Origin of the sequence: Skermanella aerolata KACC 11604 (genome assembly GCF_000936425.1) — a bacterium.
Taxonomy (GTDB): Bacteria; Pseudomonadota; Alphaproteobacteria; order Azospirillales; family Azospirillaceae; genus Skermanella; species Skermanella aerolata.
This window is the reverse complement of record NZ_AVFK01000004.1, coordinates 120,172-140,477: the sequence shown is the minus strand read 5'-3', so window position 1 is coordinate 140,477 and position 20,306 is coordinate 120,172. Positions and strand designations below refer to the sequence as shown.

Sequence of the window (20,306 nt, the reverse complement as noted above, 5' to 3'; positions counted from 1 at the left end):
CGGCCCACAAGGGGCCGGCTGCCAGTATCGCGGAACCGAAGCGCCGCGTATCGTCTTATCTTGCTTGAAGCAACGCCTTAGCGGCGAGCAGGCATCATCCCTTCGGCCGGGCCGCCGCCCGCAACGCCTTCGTTGCCGGTCTGGCTGGCGCCCGCAGGGGGAACCACGCCGCCACCGGCCGCGGCGCTGATGTCGTTGACGGTGCCGCCGGCCTTCACGATCGAGTTGCGCGCATCGGCGAGGATCTGCGCGCACCGGGCCGGATTGCCATCACGGAACTGGTTCTCGGCGGTCTGGAACTGAACCTCCAGGCGCTCGCGGATCAGATCGTTCGAGATCGTCTTGGCATCTGACCGTACGGCCGCGACATCGGTCGGACCGCAGGACGCCGGAACCTGAAGGTTGGTGGTGCCGGTCGGGTACGTCGGATCACCAGCGCCTACACCACCACGGCCAAGAGCCGCACGACCGCTGGTTACGCCGTCGGTCTGGCCGGTTTCCATCGCGCCATCGGGGGTCACGACGGGAGCCTGGGTGCCCCGCATCGGCTGGCCGGTGGTGGCGCCGGTGGCGCCCGGTGCTACGCCCGGCATCTGGGAACCCATCGAGGCGCGGCCGCTGGTCACGCCGTCGGTCTGCCCTGTGGTAAGGCCCGAATCCTGTGCGAGCGACGGTCCGGAGACACCAATAGCGAGAGCCAACACCGCGGCGCCATAAAACAGCTTATTCATCTCTGGAAATTCCTCGTCTTTGGGGGCGATACGATCGCCATTCGGCAACCTTTGACCCTCTCAACAACGGTTTTCGGTGGATGGTTCCGAGAAATCTCACGAAAGACCGACACCGATCACACGTTTGTGATAGGAGCCGGTCCAATACCGCGAGCATCAGACCGGCAGCGGCACCCCGTTTCGGTTCAACAGTTCGGTCTGGCGCTTTTCCAGGGCATCGACATCGAAATCGCGGACGAGATCGTGGAAGAGCTGGTACCAGTTGACCTCCGCCTTCAGGTGCAGGAAGACCGAACCGAGACCGATCGCCGCACGGTCCATGAAGACGAATTCACGCGGGATCTCAAGCCCGCCGACCTCGTGGAGCGAGCGGTGGACCTTCTCTGCGGCTTCGCGGCCATACATGGCGCTGTTGGTCTCGTCGATCCTGCGGGTGCGGTCGTCCATGATCGGGGCATAGACGAAGCGCGCCCAGACGTTGAGGATGTCGATCAGCTCGTTGTTGATCTTGTTGAAGCCCCAGACCCGATAGGCTTCCGCCGCCAGATCGCGGTCGTCGGTCTGAAGCGCGTGGTAAAGGTCGATCACGCCCTTGACGAAGCTGGGCTTGAAGATTCGGATGCAGCCGAAATCCAGCAGGTTGATCGATGCATCGGGACGGACGGTATAGTTGCCCAGATGCGGATCGCCGTGGATCGTGCCGCAGGTATAGAACGGCGTGTACCACGCCCGGAACATGTTCAGCGCAAGCTCGTTGCGGTGTTCCGGATGGTCGCCGACATAGTCCAGGATCTTGCGGCCCTCCAGCCACGTCATCGTCAGCAGCCGCTTGGTCGAAAGATCCGGGACGACCTCCGGCACCTGGACGCCGCCGATGGGGCTCAGGATATCCCGGTACAGGGCGGTGTGCTTGGCCTCCAGCGCATAATCCAGCTCTTCGCGCAGGCGAGCCGAGATCTCGGCGTGGATCTGCTTGGTCGAGATCGTGCGGTCGTAGCGCTCGTAGATCGAGAAGATCAAGTTGAGCTGACCCAAATCGGCTTCCACGGCGGACATCATGTCCGGGTACTGGAGCTTGCAGGCAAGCTGCCGCCCGTCATGGCCGACCGCCTTGTGGACTTGGCCCAACGAGGCCGCCGAAGCGGCTTCGCGCTCGAAGCTGGCGAAGCGCTTCTGCCAGTTGGGACCCAGTTCCGCTGCCATCCGGCGCTTGACGAAGGGCCAGCCCATGCTGGGCGCATCGGCCTGAAGCTGGGAGAGCTCCTGGACGTATTCCTGCGGCAGGGCGTCGGGAATGCTGGACAGGATCTGCGCCACCTTCATCAGCGGACCTTTCAGCCCGCCGAGCGCGTCCCGCAGTTCCTTCGCGTGTTCGCCGCGTTCGAGTTTGAGACCGAGATAGCGTTGTCCGGCGAGCCGCGCCGCCAGCCCGCCCATCGCCGTGGAAACCCGTGCGTAGCGCGCGATCCGCCCGCCGAACGAGTTCTGTTCAGTGCCATTTGCCATGGATGGGAAATGGTGCCGAAAGCGCCGAATAACCAGTGCGGCCGGAGCGTTTCGGGGCTGGTCGATGCGCGAAGGAATGCCGGCCCTTCCGAAGTTCGGAAGGGCCGGCGGCAGGTCCGTCAGTCGGCGGCTTGGTCGTGCCGCATGCCGGACTGGCTGTTCTTCATGCCGCCGAGGACTTCTTCGGCGGTGGCCTTCCGGTTCTTGACGGAGCTGGTCCACTGGCCCCAGACGGTGGGGTCGATCCTGTCGCCGTTGTTGCCGAGGTTCTGGAGCCGGCGCTTGTCTTCGTCGGTCAGGACCTGTTTCGGCAGCGGGGCCAAGTTGCGAACGTCGTCGGCGGAGACGCCGATGATCTGGCCGACGCGGGTGCCGTAGTCGTCGTGGATGAGCAGGAAGTGCCAGATCATGCGTTCCTGGACGTCGCGTTCGCACTGGCCCAGCAGGGTGCCCATGTTGAGGACGAGGTCGTCGCGTTCCCAGTCCATCATGGTGTTGTAGCGGCCGCGCGCCTGGACGTAGTCGTTGCGCCGCTCGATCACGCTGCGGGTCAGGCGTCCGTGGATTTCCGGCGCGTTGCTCGACTGGTCCAGTGAGGATTCCACGAGGCCGTTATGGATGGACGGCTCGAAGTTGACGTGCGGGTTCTGTCCCGGCGCCAGATCGCGGTAGTAGGATGCCTGGCCACCCGACTGGTTGGTCGCGACGCGGGCGTTCTTCGGCTGGTTCACAGGCAGTTGCAGGTAGTTGGTTCCGACGCGGTAGCGCTGGGTGTCGGAGTAGGAGAAGGTCCTGCCGACCAGCATCTTGTCGTCCGAGAAGTCGAGGCCGTCGACCAGGACGCCGGTGCCCATGGCGATCTGTTCGTTCTCGTTGAAGAAGTCCTCGACGTTGCGGTTCAGCGTCATGGTGCCGACGTGGCGCAGCGGGAAGTCCTTTTCCGGCCAGATCTTGGTGTCGTCCAGCGGGTCCCAGTCCAGTTCGGGATGGTCGTGGTCTTCCATGACCTGGACATACATGTCCCACTGGGGATAGTCGCCGCGCTCGATCGCCTCGAACAGGTCCTTGGTCGCGGAACCGAGTTCCTGGCCCTGCACCTTGGCCGCTTCCTCCGCCGTCAGGCTGGCGACGCCCAGGCGCGGGTGGAAGTGATACTTGACGAGGACGGTGTCGCCCTGCGCGTTGACCATCTTGTAGGTGTTGACGCCGAAGCCTTCCATGTGCCGGTAGTTGGCCGGGATCCCGCGCGGGCTGAACAGATGCGTCAGCATATGCATGGATTCGGGCGTCTGGCTCATGAAGTCGAAGATGCGGTTCGGTTCCTGGCGGAACGTGACCGGATCGGGCTTCAAGGAATGGATGACGTCGGGGAACTTGATGGCGTCCCGGATGAAGAAGACCGAGAGGTTGTTGCCGACGAGGTCCCAGTTGCCGTCTTCGGTGTAGAACTTGACCGCGAAGCCGCGCGGGTCGCGCGCCGTTTCGGAACTGTCGCGGCCGCCGATGACGGTCGAGAAGCGGATCGCCAGCGGCGTCTTCTTGCCGGCTTGCTGGAACAGCTTGGCGCGGGTGTACTTGGAAGCGGGTTCGTCGCCGATCTTGCCGGTGACTTCAAGTTCGCCGTAGCAGACGAAACCGCGCGCATGCACGACCCGCTCGGGGATGCGCTCGCGGTCGAAGTGGCTGATCTTTTCGAGGAACTGATAGTTTTCCAGGGTAGCCGGGCCACGGCTGCCGACGGTGCGCTGGGATTGGTTGTTGCTGATCGGATGTCCCTGCCGGTTGGTCAGGACCTTGTCCGAAGCTCCCGAGGACTGGTTGCCGGCAGCACCGGGCTGGTTGGGGCTCTTGTCCATCGTTCTCTCCCAATGTGTGATCAAGCGGATTGATCCGCCTTTTCATGGGGTTTTCAGGGGTCTACGCGGAAGGAGAGCCAGTCAGCGGCGGCGCGTCCGGCGTGACATCCTTGCCCTTGCGGCAGGCATCTGCGAACGGCATCGATGGGAGAAATCTTGAGCCGGGTCATGGTGTCCCCCAAGCTGATTGGCTCCGGCAAGACGCTTTGCCCGTGGGCGAAGCGCTTGGCCGAATTAACCATATGGGAGCCCTTCCAGCACACGCTAGAGGCGGCCTGTTTAGAATCGTTTTATTTCGATGTTATATTTCCGAAGGGCATAGCTGACCTGTCGCGTCGTCAGGCCCAGCAGGCGGCCGGCCTTGGCCTGGACCCAGCCGGTCCTTTCCATCGCCCAGAGCAGGCGATCGCGCGGGGTGGTGAACTCCGGCTCGTCGGGACCGCCGTTGCCGATCCGCATGCCCAGCAACTCGCCGACCGCCGCATCGTTCAGCGCGTCGGCGGAAATCGGCCCTTCCGAAGCGGGCGACGGCGGCGGCAAGTACCGGCCCGCCGTCGGGGCGGGCTGGGCCGGCTGGGCCATGAACGGGACGGCGGCGGGCAGACCGCCGACGGGAGCGGCGGCGCAGCTTCCGCCGGACGAGGCGGAACAGCCCGGCACGCCGCCGGTGCTACAGCCCGCCCTGGCGGGCGCCGCCTGCGGCAACCCCGGCATGCCTTGTGACGCGGGAATGCCGGGCTGTCCCGGCATGCTGGCACCGGCGGTCGGCGTCACGGTGCGGTGATGCCACAAGGTGGACGAGTAGCACAGGTTCATCTGGCAGGACAGGTCGAGGTCCCAGATCACCCCGTCGCGGCACAGGGTCGCAGCACGCTCGATGCAGTTTTCAAGCTCCCGGACGTTGCCGGGCCACGGACACTTCTTCAGGATATCCAGCGCGTCGTCGTGAAGGGCGACGTTCAGCCCGTTCTCCCGGTTGAACTTCTGCACGAAATGGCCGGCCAGCAGCGGGATGTCGTCGCTGCGCTCACGGAGCGGCGGCAGGAAGATCGTCACCACGTTGATGCGGTAATAAAGGTCGGCGCGGAACTTGCCTTGCGCTACGGCTTCCTCGAGGTTGACGTTGGTCGCGGTGATGATCCGCACGTCCGTCTTGATCGTGCGGGTGCCGCCGACGCGCTCGAACTCCTGCTCCTGCAAGACGCGCAGCAGCTTGGCCTGGAACGACGGCGAGATATCGCCGATCTCGTCCAGGAACAAGGTTCCCCCCGTCGCCAGTTCGAACCGGCCCTTGTGGTCGCGGTTGGCGCCGGTGAAGGCGCCGCGCTCGTGGCCGAACAGCTCGGACTCCAGCAGGCTTTCCGGCAGGGCCGCGCAGTTGATCCGGATGAAGGGCTGTTCCTTGCGGGAACTGAGCATGTGGATGGCGCGGGCGATCAGCTCCTTGCCGGTGCCGCTCTCCCCCCGGATCAGCACGGTCGAGCGGAAGGGCGCCACGCGGTGGACCTGGGCCAGGACTTCCTGCATGCGCTTGCTGCTGCACACGACGTTGTCGACCTGATAATCCACCTTGGACACTTCCTTCTGAAGGCGGAACTTCTCCCGCATCATGAAGCGCCGCTCTTCCGCGACGGTGCGGTGGAGCCGGACGGTCTGGCCGATCAGGTTGGACACCATGGTCAGCAGGCGGACGTCGCTGTCGAAGTTGCCGGCGTAACCGTCGTCGCTGATGCGGTCGATGGTCAGCACGCCGATGCATTCGCCGGCCGCCTTGATCGGCACGCCGACGAGGCTGATGATTACTTCGGCGAGATCGGTCCTGCCGCCGGTGCGGTTGAGGAACAGCGGCTCGTCCGCAAGGTTGGGGACGACGGCGGGCATGCCGGTCTTGACGATGCGCCCGACGATCCCCTCCCCCGCCCGGTACTGGCCGCGCTCCATCTCCTCCTGCGACATGCCGAGGCCGGCGATCAGCTTGAGCGTGCTGTCGTCGGTCAGCAGGCAGATCCGGCCGCGCTGCATCTGGAGATGGTAGGAGAGCAGCCGCAGGACTTCCCTTAGCGTCTGCTGGAGATCCAGCGAGGAACTAAGGATCTTGCTGACTTCGTAGATAGCGAAGAGTTCAACGCTCGACTGATTCTGGCGTGTCGCTCCGGCCATGTGAAGAACCCTTTCCTCAAGCCAATAAGGGACAGTCCGACGCCTCGCCACCAGGGGTGGCGAGCATGCCGTTGCTCAGTCTCGAACCTTTTCCCGTAACGCGGAAACCCGAAGCCGAAACCCGTGAGCGGTCCGGCCGGGCTGCTCTCCTGCCCTTTGCTAGGGTCTCTGGCGTATGTAAGGAATTTTCAAAAATAATCGTGCCTCGTGCAAGCACCATCTTGCGACCTCCCCCCAAAGCCGACGGAGATCAGCCCCAATCGGGCGGATTTGCCGCAAGTTTAATATACTCCTTTCGATAGAGAGTTCCACATTGATTTGCCGGACGGATGGTTACGAGATTGCGCCGGCCTCCGGGGCCGGGATACTGACGCGGAAATAACTCGCCGGAACGGCAAAAAAAGACACTTGGTGTAGTATGGTTAACGTTTTTGAAACGGTTCCAGCATTACAGTTGGTCCAACGCAATTGGTTGCGTTTCCTCCCTTAAGACTTACAGCCCCGCGCGACATCCGCTGCGGGGCTTTTTTTTGCGCCTGTGGCGGCCTGATACCAGCGGCCCCGAAGAATAGCCGGTCATGAACGTTAGATGTCGGGCTGAAGAGGCCCGACCTACGGGGGGCGTGCTCGTGTACAATGGCCGGTGCGCCGGGTGCGGTTGCAGGGCTTGAACGAAGCCGTCGAGTGGGGTAGTGAAGCGCGCGACGGACGGGTGGCCGAGTGGTTTAAGGCAGCGGTCTTGAAAACCGCCGTGGGTGCAAGCTCACCGTGGGTTCGAATCCCACCCCGTCCGCCATTTCTTCCCCTACTCCCTCCCCGATGGTTGCCGGCATGTTCGCCGGAAGTCGGCGCGTTCCGGAAAGGTCATTATTCCGGGTCACTATCGCGGGGCCGGGCGGTGGGGCGGCGATGGCGTCGAGTTCTTCTTCGGGATCGGGTTCGAGGTTTTCCAGGTCGGCGTCGGGATGGACGCGGTCCTGATGATAATGGTGCGCGATCCGCTTGTCCTGGATGACGCCGCGCAGTTTCAGGCCGAACTCGATGGCACGCAGTGCGAGGGAAGTGCGGTTGTTCTCCATCGCGTCGGCGATGATCTCCCTAACCTGCCCTGCCGCCTCTTCGAGTGCCGCCTGATGGTCGGCCTGGCGCTCTGCCCTGAGCTGATCGACCCGGATGCGAATTTCCGGCTGGTTCATCAAGTATGCGCCGCGCTGTTTCGCGCCGTTGGGCGAGTAGCCGGCCCTTCTGGACGCTTCGGCCCCGCCGGTGTTGCAGGCCATCGCCTGGCAGAACGCTTCCTGCCGGTCCGTCAGGCGGACGGCGGTCGAGTGGGCAGCGGGAAGCGGTTTTGCGGGTGCTGGGGACATGGCGGGGGCTTCGCTTCGTTAGGATCGATTACGGATTTTTATCCTATGAAGCTGACTGAAACGCAAGAGCAATTAGCGTCCTGTAGGTATCTCTGCCGATTAACGATGGCGTAGAAGCAGTTGGAAGCCGCCTCTACGACATCGCTGTCGGTCGTTCCGAGACGGCGCCGACGTCAGACCTTCACGTCGAACAGCACGTCGGCGACGGTGCCCCGGCTGCCGTCGGTGCGGGAGAACTCGCTTTGCGAGGCGATGACGCCGCCGTCCAGCCGCTGCTGTTCGGCCGGAGCCTTCAACCCAATCGCGATGTCGAGCTTGATGCCGGTGATGCCTTCGTCCCGCAGGCGGGACATGCCGCCATCGGCGTGCAGCAGGATAAGCGAGTTGAAGATGTTGTCCTTGGCATCGATGGAGCCGCTGCCGTCCTGGTCGAACCGGGCCAGCTCGGCGAAGCCGTCGCGGGCGCCGTTCTGCTCGCCGAACAGCTCGCTGCCGTCGTCGATCCTGCCATTGCCGTTGCGGTCCAGCGCCAGCAAGGCGTCGCCGCCCGACACCCAGGCGGTTTTGTCGCGGGTGCCATCGGCGTCCATGTCGAAATAGACGCCGTTTTCCACCGAGGACAGGTTGACGCCGTTGCCGTCCAGGTCGAACACCAGCGGATCGACTTGCTGGATGGCGCCGCCGCCGCCCGGCGCCTGAGCTTGGCCGGGTATCTGCCCCGCGCCGCCCGGCTGGTTGCCGCCGGGCAACCCGGCCGCCAGGGCGGCTCCGGTCGTCACGCTGGCTTCCATCCGGACGATTTCGATGGAAGCCTGGACCTTGCCGGACTCGCCGCTGACCTGGAGCGTCACGGACTGGAAGACGACGGAAACGTTGGTCGAAGCCTCCCCGCCTGCCGAGGGCCTTGTCCCCATCGGCCCCCGCGTCGAGGCATCCCGCGCCTTGCCGGTAACCGCTTCAGCCGCTGCGAGCGCTTCCTTTTCGGACTTGCCGAACATGCGGAAGACCTTGACCAGATCTTCGCGCACCTTCTTCATGGCCTCGTCCATCGGCCCTTCCTGCTTCGCGTCGCGCGCCCGGCGCAGGCTGCGCAGCATTTCGACGGCGGCGGGAGCCGGCTCGGGCTGCGCGTCGCCCGACTGCGTCAGGCGGGTGGCGGCGGCGGAAAGCTGGACGGTGACACGGTTGTCGTTGTCGCGGCCGCGCCGGGGGTCGGCGGAGCGGGCGCGGTCGCGCTCCCGGTCGCGATCGACTGCGCGGTCGGACGTGCGGGTGGTCGGGGCAGGCGTCGCGGCTTGTTGCAGCGTCGCGGCGGTTGCCGTGGCTGCCGTCGTTGCCGCCGCCTTCGCCGCAGGGTGGGCCGTCGTCAAAGCCTCGCTGACGCGCGTGGCATTCAACGAGGCAACCAAATTCTGACTCAGAGTCTCCAGTGTGCCAACCATCGGCTGCCTCCTTCTAAGGGCCAATTCTGACGGGGAGAGCGGGAACCAGCACCTGCTGCGCGGTTTAGGACGCTCTCCGGAGGCTCAATTTTGTCACCGGGGCGGTTAACGGTTGCTTAAGGCGGGGTTCTATTCGAGGTGCTCTTGTGGCACGCGGAAGACGCCCTTGATGAGGCTGGAGTTCCGGACGGCGATCTGGATGGGGTCTTGTCACGGACGCCTGCGGCTGGGTAGACCGGGTCACCCTCGACGAACACGCCACGCACGGAGTCGAACGGGACTGCTCCGGCCTTTTCGCGGTTCTCGTGGAGGTAATTTATGACCGCGCAGTCGAGATGCCGTTGCAGTAGGTCGCGGCTGCCCTTGTTTTCAGGAAAGTCGGCGTCATGGAACTTCGGGCTTTTCGTGTAGGCCCTGCGGAAGCTGTGATAGGCGGCTTTCAAAGCCTGCATGGCATTGTGGGACATGAGATCGAAGCAGTACCCGAGGTCGATGACAGCACCGACGACAAATGGCTCATCGAACTTCTTACGCTTCACCGCTTCGTTTGCCCATTGGAGGCCCCGGATCGGGTTCGTTTCCCAGAAATAGATCCCGGAACCAAGCCAGTCATATTCGTTGACGCTGACCCGTAACTGTTCGTCGCCCCGCAGGATAGCTTCACCGATTTCCCGAGAGCATCCATGATACCCGAGGACGAAAGACGAACTTAGGCTGTGCATGATCTCAGGTGTATTCCGGAGCCAACTTGCCATCTTCGGTATAGGTGCCGCTGTCGATTAGAATACGGTCAGCGGCCTTCGGGTCCTCGTCAATCTGCTTGTCGAGGGTAGCCAGCGCTGCGAGGAACTGCTCAAGGTCTTTCTTGCTCATTCGGTGCGCTCCTTGGGCATTATGCTGCTCGCGTATCCAAGGTCGCACCATACAGCAAAGTCTCTGGGAAAACAGGTACGGCAAACTCTCATGTATGAGGGTAGCATGAACATCAAAGAGTTTTATCACCCTTACAGGCTTGACTATCACTGCTTTGATGTGGAAAAAGCCACTCTAACCTCTTTACAGCCCCGCGAGTCCTTTAGCACCTCCCCTGTTGCGGCGTGAAATCGGGCGCGACAAGCTCATATGTATTCAGATTCCGACTAAGTTTCATGCCGACGAATGTTCAGGATAGGCAACAATAATAGCCTTACAACTGAGAAAGTTCTTGGTTTAAATAATTTTTAATGATTTTATAATTAAAATAGAAATTTATCCAGCAATCATAAACATGCCCAGGATATCAAATGCGTAAAGCGCCACCTAAAAGACACCACTACGTACCTGAAATGCTTCAAAAGCACTTTACGGATGATCACGGATTTTTATTTGCTTTTCTAAGGAATCATTCGTATCGCGGTATTCTCCAAATCAAGCCAGAAAATATTTTTCTTGAAGGACACCTTTATCGCCGAGTAGAAAAAATGGTTTTGCAGACACTAGTATGGAAGCAAAGCTTTCACAGCTTGAAGATCATGCCGACACAATTATCTCTAAAATTGTCAACTCAGTAAGGATAAATAAAATCCCAGATTTATCATTTGAGGAAAAAGAATTTTTGTATAAATTTATATACATGCAATGGAAAAGGGTTCCCGATCTTCGAAACACAGTCAACACCTCCGCAGAAGCTGATGTAATGTATAAAAATTTGATAAATGAACTACATACCTTGCTTCCTGAGAGAAGAATAGAAATATCCGAACTTCAAAATCGAAATACTAAATCGCGTATTATACAAAACTGTCGAGTTGATCTCTTGGAACATTTCGGAGAAGATGTTCTCTCAGTATTTCGAAAACGCGGGATTGCCATGCTGAAAATTGTTGCGAAAGATAAGAAATTCATTATTGGAAGCAGACCAGTTGTCAAATTAACAATTAATGGTGATTACAATCTATTAAACTATCAGAATGAACTCTGGCTTCCAATCGCTTCCGACATTGCTGTCGGGCTTGATACAAGTGAAAACGCTTGCAGAATATATCCAGTAACATCAAGAGAAACCATCAGAAGCTTGAATATGGCTATTTCTCAGCAAAATACTATATTTGCTGGTGAATCAATGGCATTAATCAAGTCGTTAGCATACCCAAAATGATGGATACCAATCAACTAATTACAAAGCAGTTGTTTTTAAATTAAATGAGAGAAACATCTCTATTGAAATTTCAAATGCGCTGAAACAGCGGATTTTCATTTTTCTACAACAACGCAACAAACAATCAGCAATATGTCCAGGTTGAACGAGGTGACACGACGGCGAAGATCTGGCTGATGCCCGTCTCGATAGCGCATGATATGGGCTACTCGGCCAAAGGACTGGGGAACTGCTGCATTTGGTTTGTGACCATCAGACACAGTTATTGGAGGCATGGCATGGCATGGCATGGCTATTTCGGCGCATAAGACTGACGAACGGGTGAAGTCGGTTTCGGTCGATGACGACCGCTTGACGGTCGATCTCATGGATGGGCGCACCATCGCTGTTCCCTTGGCATGGTATCCCCGCTTGTTCAACGCTACGCCGGAACAGCGGCAGCGGTGGGAGATTGCAGGCGGCGGGCATGGTATCCATTGGCCGGATGTGGACGAAGACCTCAGCACCGACGGCCTGTTGCGGGGAGCGCCGGCACCGGGGCCGGCGGGTTATTCATCTAATTGATGGATGTTTCGTTCGATATGCTTAAGACTTGCAGTTGTAGCTCAATGACGTGGCCGGAGCCGGATTGGTGGCCTTATGCCGGGAGATGCCAAGATCAAGTCTTGGCAGGACGGTTGGGGAGCATGACGGTACGGGGACGCGCCAATATCAGCGGCATTGAAGGATGACCGGTTCGGAGCGTTAGATGTCGGGCTGGAGAGGCCCGACCTACGGGGGCGTGCTTGTGTATGATGGCTGGAGCGCCGGTCGAAAGGATTGCGTACTGGCGTAGGTAGGGCCTCATCAGTCCGCCATCTCTGCCAGAAATCACAAGTCAATCTTCAATGCCGCTACAGGGGCTTGCTCATGTACGATGGCAGGAGTGCCGGTCGAAAGGATTGTGTGCTTTGCGGAGCGGACCTATTGAGCCCGTGAGAGCGGGAGAATAGCAAACCGCCGTCGGCACTATACCGCCAGAATGCCGCAGCATGCAGGTTCCCGTATCGGATGTCCGATCGCGTCCCTATTCTCCCGGCTGTCCGGTGGGCGGAATACCCCGTCCCACCGAGACACACCTGAGGAGGAGCCGTCCATGGTGAAATGGACGATCCGGCTCCGTTGGAAAGGACAGACGATCGAGATTGAAATCGAGATCGGCCTGAGCCTCTAGCGGAGTCACAGGGAGGGGTGTATCCAGCACCCCTCCCCACTCCTCTATCCTAATCGAAGCCGATTGGATTTGGAAGTCCCTGCGCTGGCGGCTCTCAGTCCATCACCGAGGATTCTTCCTGGAACTTGTGGCCCGGCCAAAGCTCGGGTGCGGCACGGGCGTATTGCGGCGGGTAGGCGATCTCTCCGCCCAGTTCCCTCGCTGCTCGCCAGCCCCAGTGCGGTTCGTCCAGCAGGGCTCTCGCCAGCGCCACGAAGTCGGCTTCGCCTTCCGCCACGATGCGTTCGGCCTGTTTGGGATCGACGATCAGGCCCACGGCCATCACCGGGATCTCGGCTTCGCGGCGGATTTGGGCAGCGAAGGGGACCTGGTAGCCGGGGGTCAGGGGGATCTTGGCGCCCAGGGCTATGCCGCCGCTGGATGCGTCGATGAAGTCGCAGCCGCGCTGCTTCAGGATCTTGGCGAGGGCTACCGATTCCTCGATGGTCCAACCGCCCTCGATCCAGTCGGATGCGCTGAGGCGGAAGCCTAGCGGGCGGTCGGTCGGCCAAACGGCGCGGACGGCGTCGAAGACTTCCAGGGGGAAGCGGGTGCGGCCTTCGAAACCGCCGCCGTAGCCGTCGGTTCGCTGGTTGGACAGGGGCGACAGGAAGGCGTGCAGCAGGTAGCCGTGGGCGCCGTGGAGTTCCGCCGCGTCGAAGCCGAGCCGGACGGCGCGCTGGGCGGTGGCGACGAAGGCGTTGCGGACGCGCTCGAAGTCCCGGGCGGCGAAGGCCTGCGGGGTGTGCCAGTCCTCGGCGAAGGGGATCGCGGAGGGGGCGTAGGTGGTCCAGGGGTCCTGGTCGGGCCGCAGCGCCCTGCCGCCTTCCCACGGGCGCTGGGACGATGCCTTGCGACCGGCGTGGGCGATCTGGATACCGAGCTGGGCGTTGCCGTAGCGCCGGACGGAGGTCAGGACTCGGGCGAGAGCGGCTTCGTTCTCGTCGTTGTAGAGGCCGAGGTCGCCGGGGGTGATGCGGCCGGCCGCCTCGACCGCCGTCGCTTCCAGGATCAGCAGCGACGCGCCGGAGTTGGCCAGCATGCCCAGGTGCATCAGGTGCCAGTCGGTGGCGATGCCGTTCTCCGCGCTGTACTGGCACATGGGAGAGACGACGATCCGGTTGGCGAAGGTACGGCCGGCGAGGTCGATCGGCGAGAACAGTTTGCTGGCGGTTTGGCTGGACATGGGGCGTGGATCTCCTGCGGGTCCCGGCTGTGATCCGGGGAGTAGGTCGATACGGACGGTGATGTTGGGCCACGGCCCAACCTACGGTGACGGGATCGTAGGTTGGACCGTGGCCCAACGATCGGGTGCGGGGCGGGGTTACTCCGCCGCCGCCCTGCCGTAGCGGTCGGGAACGTAGAGACGATCCCGCCAGAAGCCGCGCGTGTCTATCACGATCTTGTTCAGCAGTTCCTTGGCCTCGATCGCGCGGAACTCGGCATGATCGACCAGCAGCACGGCGATGTCGGCCTCCGCCAGGGCTTCGGACATGTCGCAGTAATGGAGGTTGTCGAACTCGGTCAGTTCCGGGGGAAGGCTCCGGATGTGGGGCTCGACCGCCAGCACCTTGCCCAGTCCCTCCCTGGCTATATGGGCGGTGATCTCCAGGGCCGGGCTTTCGCGCAGGTCGTCCACGTTGGGCTTGTAGGTCAAGCCCAGGCAGGCGATCACCGGGTCCTTGAAGCGGACGGCGTGGCGGCGGATGCGGTCGATGATGTGGTGCGGCTTGCTGTCGTTGACCTCGCGCGCGGTGCGGATCAGGCGGGAGGCTTCCGGCATGCCGTCCACGATGAACCAGGGGTCCACGGCGATGCAGTGGCCGCCGACCCCGGGGCCGGGCTGGAGGATCTTGACGCGCGGGTGCCGGTTGGACAGTTCGATCACCCGCCAGACATCCAGGCCCATGCCGTCGCAGATCATCGACAGCTCGTTGGCGAAGGCGATGTTGACGTCGCGGTAGGCGTTCTCGGTCAGCTTGACCAGTTCGGCCGTGTTGGCGTCGGTCAGCAGGCAGGCGCCCTTGACGAAGATGCGGTAGAGCTGGTCGGCGCGGGCGGCGCAGGCGGGGGTCAGGCCGCCGATGATGCGGTCGTTCTCAACCAGTTCCAGCACCATGCGGCCGGGCAGGATGCGTTCCGGGCAATAGGCGATGCGGATGTCGGAGCGTTCGCCGGCCGTGTGGGGGAAGGTCAGGTCGGGGCGGAGTTCGGCGAGCTGGCGCGACAGGCGGGCGGAGGTGCCGACCGGGGACGTGGATTCCAGAACGATCAGGTTGCCGGCTTCCAGCACCGGGGCGATCGAGTCGGCGGCGGCGTCGATGAAGCTGAGGTCGGGGCGCTTGTCGTCGGTCAGCGGGGTCGGCACCGCGATGATGAAGGCTTCCGCCGGCTCCGGCGTCACGACGGCGCGCAGCTTGCCGGTCATCACGGCGGCGCGGACCAGCATGTCGAGGTCCGGTTCGCTGAAATGGACCTTGCCCTGCGTGATCATGGAGACGGCGTGCTCGTTGACATCGACGCCGATCACCTCGACGCCCCGGCTGGCGAGCGTGGCTGCGGTCGGCAGGCCGATATAGCCGAGGCCGATGATCGCGACGCGGGAGAATTTATGCTGCACGGGTCAACTCCTTGACGATTCGCTTGGCAGCATGGCCGTCACCATAGGGATTGTGGGCGCGGCGCGCCTGGGCATAGGCCTGCTCGTCGTCGAGCAGGCGGTTGGCTGCCCCGACGATGCGGGCGGTGTCGGTGCCGACGAGCTGGACGGTGCCGGCCTCGACCGCTTCGGGGCGTTCGGTCACGTCGCGCATCACCAGCACCGGCTTGCCGAGCGAGGGGGCTTCCTCCTGCAAGCCGCCGCTGTCGGTGACGATCAGCGTGGACCGCTCCATCAGGTGGACGAACGGCAGGTAGTCCTGCGGCTCGATCAGGTGGACGTTGGGCCGGTCGCCGAGCAGCCGCATGACCGGCTCGCGGACGTTGGGGTTGAGGTGGACGGGGTAGACGACCGAGGTGTCGCCCCGGTCGCCGAGCTGGGCCAGGGCGTGGCAGATCCGCTCGAAACCGCCGCCGAAGCTTTCGCGGCGGTGGGCGGTGACCAGGATCATCCGCTTGTTCTCGGCCAGGAAGCCGAACCTCGCGTCCATCTCGGCGGTCAGCGCGCCGTCGCCGCGCAGGCGGTCCACGGTGTGGAGCAGCGCGTCGATCACGGTGTTGCCGGTGACGAGGATGCGGCGGTTCTCCAGCCCTTCGCGCAGGAGATTGGCGCGCCCACTTTCTGTCGGGGCGAACAGCACGTCGGCCATGCTGTCGATGACCTTGCGGTTCATCTCCTCCGGCCAGGGCTGCTGGAGGTCTCCGGTGCGCAGGCCGGCTTCGACATGGGCCACGGGGATGCGGGCGTAGAAGGCGGCCATGGCGGCGGCCATCGCCGTTGTCGTGTCGCCGTGGACCAGCACTCGATCGGGCTTGATCTCCTCGAACAGGTGGGTCAGGCCGGTCAGGACGGCGGTGGTGATGTCGGCCAGGGTCTGGCCGGGCTTCATGATGGCGAGGTCGTGGTCGGGCACGATCCGGAACAGCTGAAGCACCTGGTCGAGCATGGTGCGGTGCTGACCGGTCACGCAGACGATGTTTTCAACGCCGGGCGCGCCGTTGAGCGCGCTGATGACCGGGGCCATCTTGATCGCTTCGGGCCGGGTACCGATGACCGAGAGTATTTTCCGCATCCGTCCTAACCGCTGGCGGGTGGCCGGGACGCAGTGCCCGGCCTTGAGCTACAGTCAGGAAAAGTGCTCGACCTTGAGGCACAGGGTCAATGTCGCCTAAGGTCGTTTACTAAAGGAGCGGATACCAGGACGGGTTACCACCGGGATGGTGGTAGTTGGGCGTGAGTATTCGTCATGGATCAGGGCCTTCGGTTGAAGTTTCCGCGTTTTTTATTGTTTTTGTCAATCACACCAGATGCCGAAGACGTTGAACCATCGGGAACGCTGTTGTTGGGCCACGGCCCAACCTACAGGTGACGCCACTCGTAGGTTGGGCCGTGGCCCAACATTTCCGGAGCGCCGGTCGATCTCCTCGACTTTTGGAATCAATCCAGCGGGTGGGCCGGGCGGCGGCTGGTGGGCCAGGGTTCGCCGATGTCTTGGAGGCGGCAGACCCAATGGTCGCATTCCAGCTTGATGCAGGCGCCGCCGGAGAAATGCAGGACGATGCCGCCTTCCCCCTGGACGACGGTCAGGAGGGCCAGCATCTGGCGGCGTTCGTGCAGGTCGATGTTGCGGGTCTTGACGGCGATGACGCCGTCGAAACAGACGCCGCAGTTGGTCCGCTCGAACGGGACCATGACGTCGTCCTCGCCGTCGCCGTCGTAGCTGACGTCGGTCAGCTGCTGGGGCACGGTGTCGGGGAGGTCTTCCTCCGCGGCGCTTTCCCATTTGAAGCGGTTGGCCACCATGACGAACCGCTTTTCATCGGGCAGGAAGCACATCTCGCCGATCGGCACGATGGCGTCCTGCAAGCAGCCGGAGATTACGTGAAGATCATCCCGGTCTTCCGCGCGCAGCTTCATCGGCCCAGTCATATCGTCGTTTCTCCTCACGCCTTGATCGAAATTCCTCAGCGTTTGGAATGTGGTGCCGGGGCGGGTTGATGTCACCCGTTACCCTTCACCCTTTCGATGTCGGCGCCGCAGGCGGACAGTTTTTCCTCCAGCCGCTCGTAGCCCCGGTCCAGGTGGTAGACGCGGTTGATCTCCGTCTCGCCGTCGGCGGCAAGGCCGGCCAGGACGAGCGAGCTGGACGCGCGCAGGTCGGTCGCCATGACGGGCGCGCCGGTAAGCTGCTTGACGCCGCGAATCAGGGCGGATGCGCCGTGGACGGTGATCTTGGCGCCCATGCGCGCCAGTTCCGGCGCGTGCATGAAGCGGTTCTCGAAGATCGTCTCGGTGATCATCGCGGCGCCGTCGGCGACGCACATCAGGGCCATCATCTGGGCCTGGAGGTCGGTCGGGAAGCCGGGGAACGGCTCCGTCATGACATCGACGCCGGTCAGAGCGCCGTTGGCGCAGGAGACGCGGAAGCCGCGTTCGGTCTCGGCGAAGGAGATGCCGGCGCCGGCTAGGACCTTGGTCACGGCCTGGATATGCTCCAGCCGGCCATTGATCAGTTCCAGGTCGCCGCCGGTGATCGCGGCGGCCATGGCGTAGGTGCCGGTCTCGATCCGGTCGGGGACGACGGTGTGATAGGCGGCGTGCAGCCGGTCCTTGCCCTGGATGCGCAGCGTGTCGGTGCCGAGGCCCTCGATCTGCGCGCCCATCGCGATCAGGCAGCGGGCGAGGTCGGTCACTTCCGGCTCGCGCGCGGCGTTGACCAGCACGGTCTCGCCCTTGGCGAGGCAGGCGGCCATCAGCAGGTTCTCGGTCGCGCCGACCGACACCGTCGGGAAGACGATCTGCGCGCCGTGCAGGCCGTTGGGGGCGGAGGCCAGGATGTAGCCGGCCTCAAGCTCGATCTGGGCGCCCATCTGGACAAGGCCCTTGATGTGCAGGTCCACCGGGCGGGCGCCGATGGCGCAGCCGCCCGGCAGCGACACCTTGGCGACACCGCAGCGGGCGACCAGCGGACCGAGTACAAGGACGCTGGCGCGCATCTTGCGGACCAGATCGTAGGGTGCGGTGGTGCTGGTGATCTCCCTGGTGGTCAGTTCGAGCACCCGGCCGGCGGGACCGTCCTGGGGTGCGGAACCGTCCATGCCGAAGACGACGCCGTGCTGGGCCAGCAGGTTGGCGAGCGTCGCGATGTCGGCCAGATGGGGCACCTGGGCCAGCGTCAGCGTCTCGTCCGTCAGGAGGCTGGCGACCATCAGCGGCAGCGCCGCGTTCTTCGCGCCGCCGACCGCAAGAGAGCCGCGCAGGGGACGGCCGCCGCGAATCCTGATCTTATCCATGGGAACTCGATTGACCTGGGGGAAAAATGTTGGGGGAGAGCGATGCGGGAAATTAGGCGGTTATGGTTAAAGCTTCGGTAACGTGACGCCGGTCTGCTTCATGTACTTGCCCTTGCGGTCGGCGTAAGAGACCTCGCACGGGCCTTCTCCCTTGAGGAAAAGGAACTGGCACAGGCCTTCATTGGCGTAGACCTTGGCCGGCAGCGGCGTGGTGTTGGAGATCTCCAGCGTGACGTAGCCTTCCCATTCCGGCTCCAGCGGGGTCACGTTGACGATCAGGCCGCAGCGGGCATAGGTGGACTTGCCCAGGCAGATGACCAGGACGTCGCGCGGCACGCGGAAATATTCGACCGTGCGGGCGAGCGCGAAGCTGTTGGGCGGGATGACGCAGACATCGACCTTGCGGTCGACGAAGCTCTGCTCGGCGAAGTTCTTCGGATCGACGATGGCGTTGTCGACGTTGGTGAAGATCTTGAACTCGTCGGAGACGCGGGCATCGTAGCCGTAGGACGACAAGCCGTAGGAGATCACGCCTTCCGCCGTCTGCTTCTCGACGAAGGGCTCGATCATGCCGTGCTGCTGCGCCATGTCGCGGATCCAGGAATCGGGCAGGATCGCCATCGGGACAGTCTCCGAAAGGGTTGGACTGCCAGCGCTTCTACCCGACCGGCGGCGGAACCTCAAGCTTGGCTGACGTTTCGTCCTCGGGCGGCGCCGGCGGCGGGTCGGGCTGCCGGCGCTCGCGCGCCTGCTCCTTCCGCTTGCGAAGGTTCTCGCGCAGGGCGGCGGCTTGCCGCTCCTGGCGGGTCGGCTGCTTGGGGGGCTGATCGCTGCTCATGTCACGAGCGGTTATAGGACGGCGGCGCGGGATTCACAGCGGAAATCGGCCGTGGGACGATACGGGCGGTCAGGAATTGCCGGCATGGTCCGCCGGGTGGTCGATCGCCCGGCAGGCGGCCGAATTGCGCAGGCTGCCGCAGGCGTCGCTGCCGCCGAGCGGCGTGAAGCGCATGACCACCTTGGCCTCGGCCTCGCGGGCCTGGGTACGGACGGGTGGACGGGGCGCGTAGTCCTCGTCGTCGTCGATGGAGGCGACTTCGTAGCTGGCGGGCTGCTCGACCGGCGCGGGCTGGACGCGGGCCGACACGGGGACGACGGCAGGCGCGGGAGCGGGAGTGGGCGCCGTGACCGGTTCCGGCGGCGGTGCGGCGGAGGCGACCTGGACGATTTCCGCCGGGCGGCCGGCGGGCTTGGGCGGCTCGGCCGACGCGATCATGACGGGCTCGACGGCGGGTTCGCCGCCGGTGCCGCGCGGGGCAGTCTTGGCGACGACGGGCGCCAGGGCCGCGATGTACTGCCGCGTTTCCTTCGGCAGGCGCTGGCGGCCGGCCTGGACGGCGGAATAGCAGGCGGGGCCGCAGTTGTAGGCGGCCAGGAAGCCGGGGCTGCCGAACTGGTCGTACATCTCGCGCAGATAGGCGGTGCCGGCCATGATGTTGTCGCGCGGATCGGCGGGCGTCAGCCCCAGACCGTAGCGGTCGCGAAGCTCGGCATACGTGGCCGGCATCACCTGCATCAGGCCGATGGCTCCGGCCGGGCTGGTGATCACCTTGCCCTTGACGATGGCGCGTCCGCCGCTTTCACGGTGCATCACGGCCCTGATCCACTGTTCCGGCACGTCGAACCGGTCGGCCGCCTCCGCGATCAGGTCGCGCCAGGGGTCCTTGGGATCTGGCGGCAGCGGCGCCGGCGTGACCAACGCCACCTGTACCGGTGCGGTCAGCGAAGTATCGGAGGAACCGTATTGTTCACTTGTCGAGCAACCCGAGACAAAGCTCCCCAAAAGGAGTACCATGGACGCCTTCACCCCAAAATCCAGACAGACCTGTCGGCGTCCTTGGTT

At 63.1% G+C, this 20,306-nt stretch carries 17 protein-coding genes, 1 tRNA gene and 1 pseudogene; 3 read left to right on the top strand and 16 right to left on the bottom strand.

Annotation, left to right across the window (positions count from 1 at the left end):
- Positions 1–77: 77 nt before the first annotated feature.
- From N826_RS07285 to nifA, 4 genes are all read right to left on the bottom strand, one after another.
- Positions 78–731 (bottom strand): hypothetical protein, encoded by a 654-nt coding sequence (locus N826_RS07285; RefSeq protein WP_044427160.1) that lies wholly within the window; start codon positions 729–731, stop codon positions 78–80.
- Positions 732–887: 156 nt separating this feature from the next.
- Positions 888–2,237, bottom strand: coding sequence for an ABC1 kinase family protein (locus N826_RS07280; RefSeq protein WP_044427157.1), 1,350 nt, complete (start codon positions 2,235–2,237; stop codon positions 888–890).
- Positions 2,238–2,356: 119 nt separating this feature from the next.
- The gene (locus tag N826_RS07275) at positions 2,357–4,093 is read right to left on the bottom strand and encodes a catalase (protein WP_044427154.1); all 1,737 of its coding nucleotides are present in this window, start codon (positions 4,091–4,093) and stop codon (positions 2,357–2,359) included.
- Between the two features lie 279 nt (positions 4,094–4,372).
- Positions 4,373–6,253: a nif-specific transcriptional activator NifA gene (gene nifA, locus N826_RS07265; protein ID WP_044427148.1), complete on the bottom strand. Its 1,881-nt coding sequence runs from the start codon at positions 6,251–6,253 to the stop codon at positions 4,373–4,375.
- A gap of 706 nt (positions 6,254–6,959) precedes the next feature.
- Here nifA and N826_RS07260 point away from each other — a divergent pair.
- A tRNA-Ser gene (locus N826_RS07260) sits at positions 6,960–7,049 on the top strand.
- Positions 7,050–7,380: 331 nt separating this feature from the next.
- On the opposite strand, the pseudogene N826_RS45925 reads toward N826_RS07260, so the two are convergent.
- From N826_RS45925 to N826_RS42870, 4 genes and pseudogenes are all read right to left on the bottom strand, one after another.
- Positions 7,381–7,533: pseudogene (locus N826_RS45925) on the bottom strand (hypothetical protein); the annotation flags it as partial.
- Positions 7,534–7,793: 260 nt separating this feature from the next.
- On the bottom strand, positions 7,794–9,062 hold the full coding sequence (locus tag N826_RS39745) for a hypothetical protein (RefSeq protein WP_052830900.1): 1,269 nt from the start codon (positions 9,060–9,062) through the stop codon (positions 7,794–7,796).
- Between the two features lie 116 nt (positions 9,063–9,178).
- The gene (locus tag N826_RS07245; protein WP_211099235.1) at positions 9,179–9,784 is read right to left on the bottom strand and encodes a hypothetical protein; all 606 of its coding nucleotides are present in this window, start codon (positions 9,782–9,784) and stop codon (positions 9,179–9,181) included.
- 4 nt (positions 9,785–9,788) lie between these two features.
- Complete coding sequence (locus N826_RS42870) at positions 9,789–9,935, bottom strand: hypothetical protein (RefSeq protein ID WP_157599327.1); 147 nt, start codon at positions 9,933–9,935, stop codon at positions 9,789–9,791.
- A 607-nt stretch (positions 9,936–10,542) separates the two neighbouring features.
- Here N826_RS42870 and N826_RS41530 point away from each other — a divergent pair.
- Positions 10,543–11,199 carry a DUF4238 domain-containing protein gene (locus N826_RS41530; protein ID WP_084720568.1) on the top strand — a complete coding sequence of 219 codons (657 nt, stop codon included), beginning with the start codon at positions 10,543–10,545 and terminating at the stop codon, positions 11,197–11,199.
- Positions 11,200–11,487: 288 nt separating this feature from the next.
- Positions 11,488–11,763, top strand: a complete 276-nt coding sequence (locus N826_RS07240; protein WP_044427141.1) for a DUF2442 domain-containing protein — start codon at positions 11,488–11,490, stop codon at positions 11,761–11,763.
- 743 nt (positions 11,764–12,506) lie between these two features.
- On the opposite strand, the gene N826_RS07235 is transcribed toward N826_RS07240, so the two are convergent.
- The 8 genes from N826_RS07235 to N826_RS07200 all read right to left on the bottom strand — a co-directional run bounded on the left by N826_RS07235 (position 12,507) and on the right by N826_RS07200 (position 20,258).
- Positions 12,507–13,637 (bottom strand): NADH:flavin oxidoreductase/NADH oxidase, encoded by a 1,131-nt coding sequence (locus N826_RS07235; RefSeq protein ID WP_044427139.1) that lies wholly within the window; start codon positions 13,635–13,637, stop codon positions 12,507–12,509.
- A gap of 138 nt (positions 13,638–13,775) precedes the next feature.
- Complete coding sequence (gene wecC, locus N826_RS07230) at positions 13,776–15,071, bottom strand: UDP-N-acetyl-D-mannosamine dehydrogenase (protein ID WP_044427136.1); 1,296 nt, start codon at positions 15,069–15,071, stop codon at positions 13,776–13,778.
- A complete protein-coding gene (gene wecB, locus N826_RS07225) occupies positions 15,061–16,182 on the bottom strand; it encodes a non-hydrolyzing UDP-N-acetylglucosamine 2-epimerase (protein WP_044427130.1) in 1,122 nt (373 codons plus the stop codon). The genes wecC and wecB overlap by 11 nt, the downstream gene beginning before the upstream one ends.
- Positions 16,183–16,547: 365 nt before the next feature.
- Entirely contained in the window at positions 16,548–17,039 is a 492-nt protein-coding gene (locus tag N826_RS07220; RefSeq protein WP_044427128.1) for a DUF2948 family protein, read from the bottom strand.
- A gap of 71 nt (positions 17,040–17,110) precedes the next feature.
- Complete coding sequence (gene murA / locus N826_RS07215; RefSeq protein WP_044427125.1) at positions 17,111–18,403, bottom strand: UDP-N-acetylglucosamine 1-carboxyvinyltransferase; 1,293 nt, start codon at positions 18,401–18,403, stop codon at positions 17,111–17,113.
- A 66-nt stretch (positions 18,404–18,469) separates the two neighbouring features.
- Positions 18,470–19,024, bottom strand: a complete 555-nt coding sequence (dcd, locus tag N826_RS07210) for a dCTP deaminase (protein WP_044427123.1) — start codon at positions 19,022–19,024, stop codon at positions 18,470–18,472.
- A gap of 37 nt (positions 19,025–19,061) precedes the next feature.
- Positions 19,062–19,241: a hypothetical protein gene (locus N826_RS07205; RefSeq protein WP_044427121.1), complete on the bottom strand. Its 180-nt coding sequence runs from the start codon at positions 19,239–19,241 to the stop codon at positions 19,062–19,064.
- A 69-nt stretch (positions 19,242–19,310) separates the two neighbouring features.
- Positions 19,311–20,258, bottom strand: a complete 948-nt coding sequence (locus N826_RS07200; protein ID WP_084720567.1) for a lytic transglycosylase domain-containing protein — start codon at positions 20,256–20,258, stop codon at positions 19,311–19,313.
- Positions 20,259–20,306 lie beyond the last annotated feature (48 nt).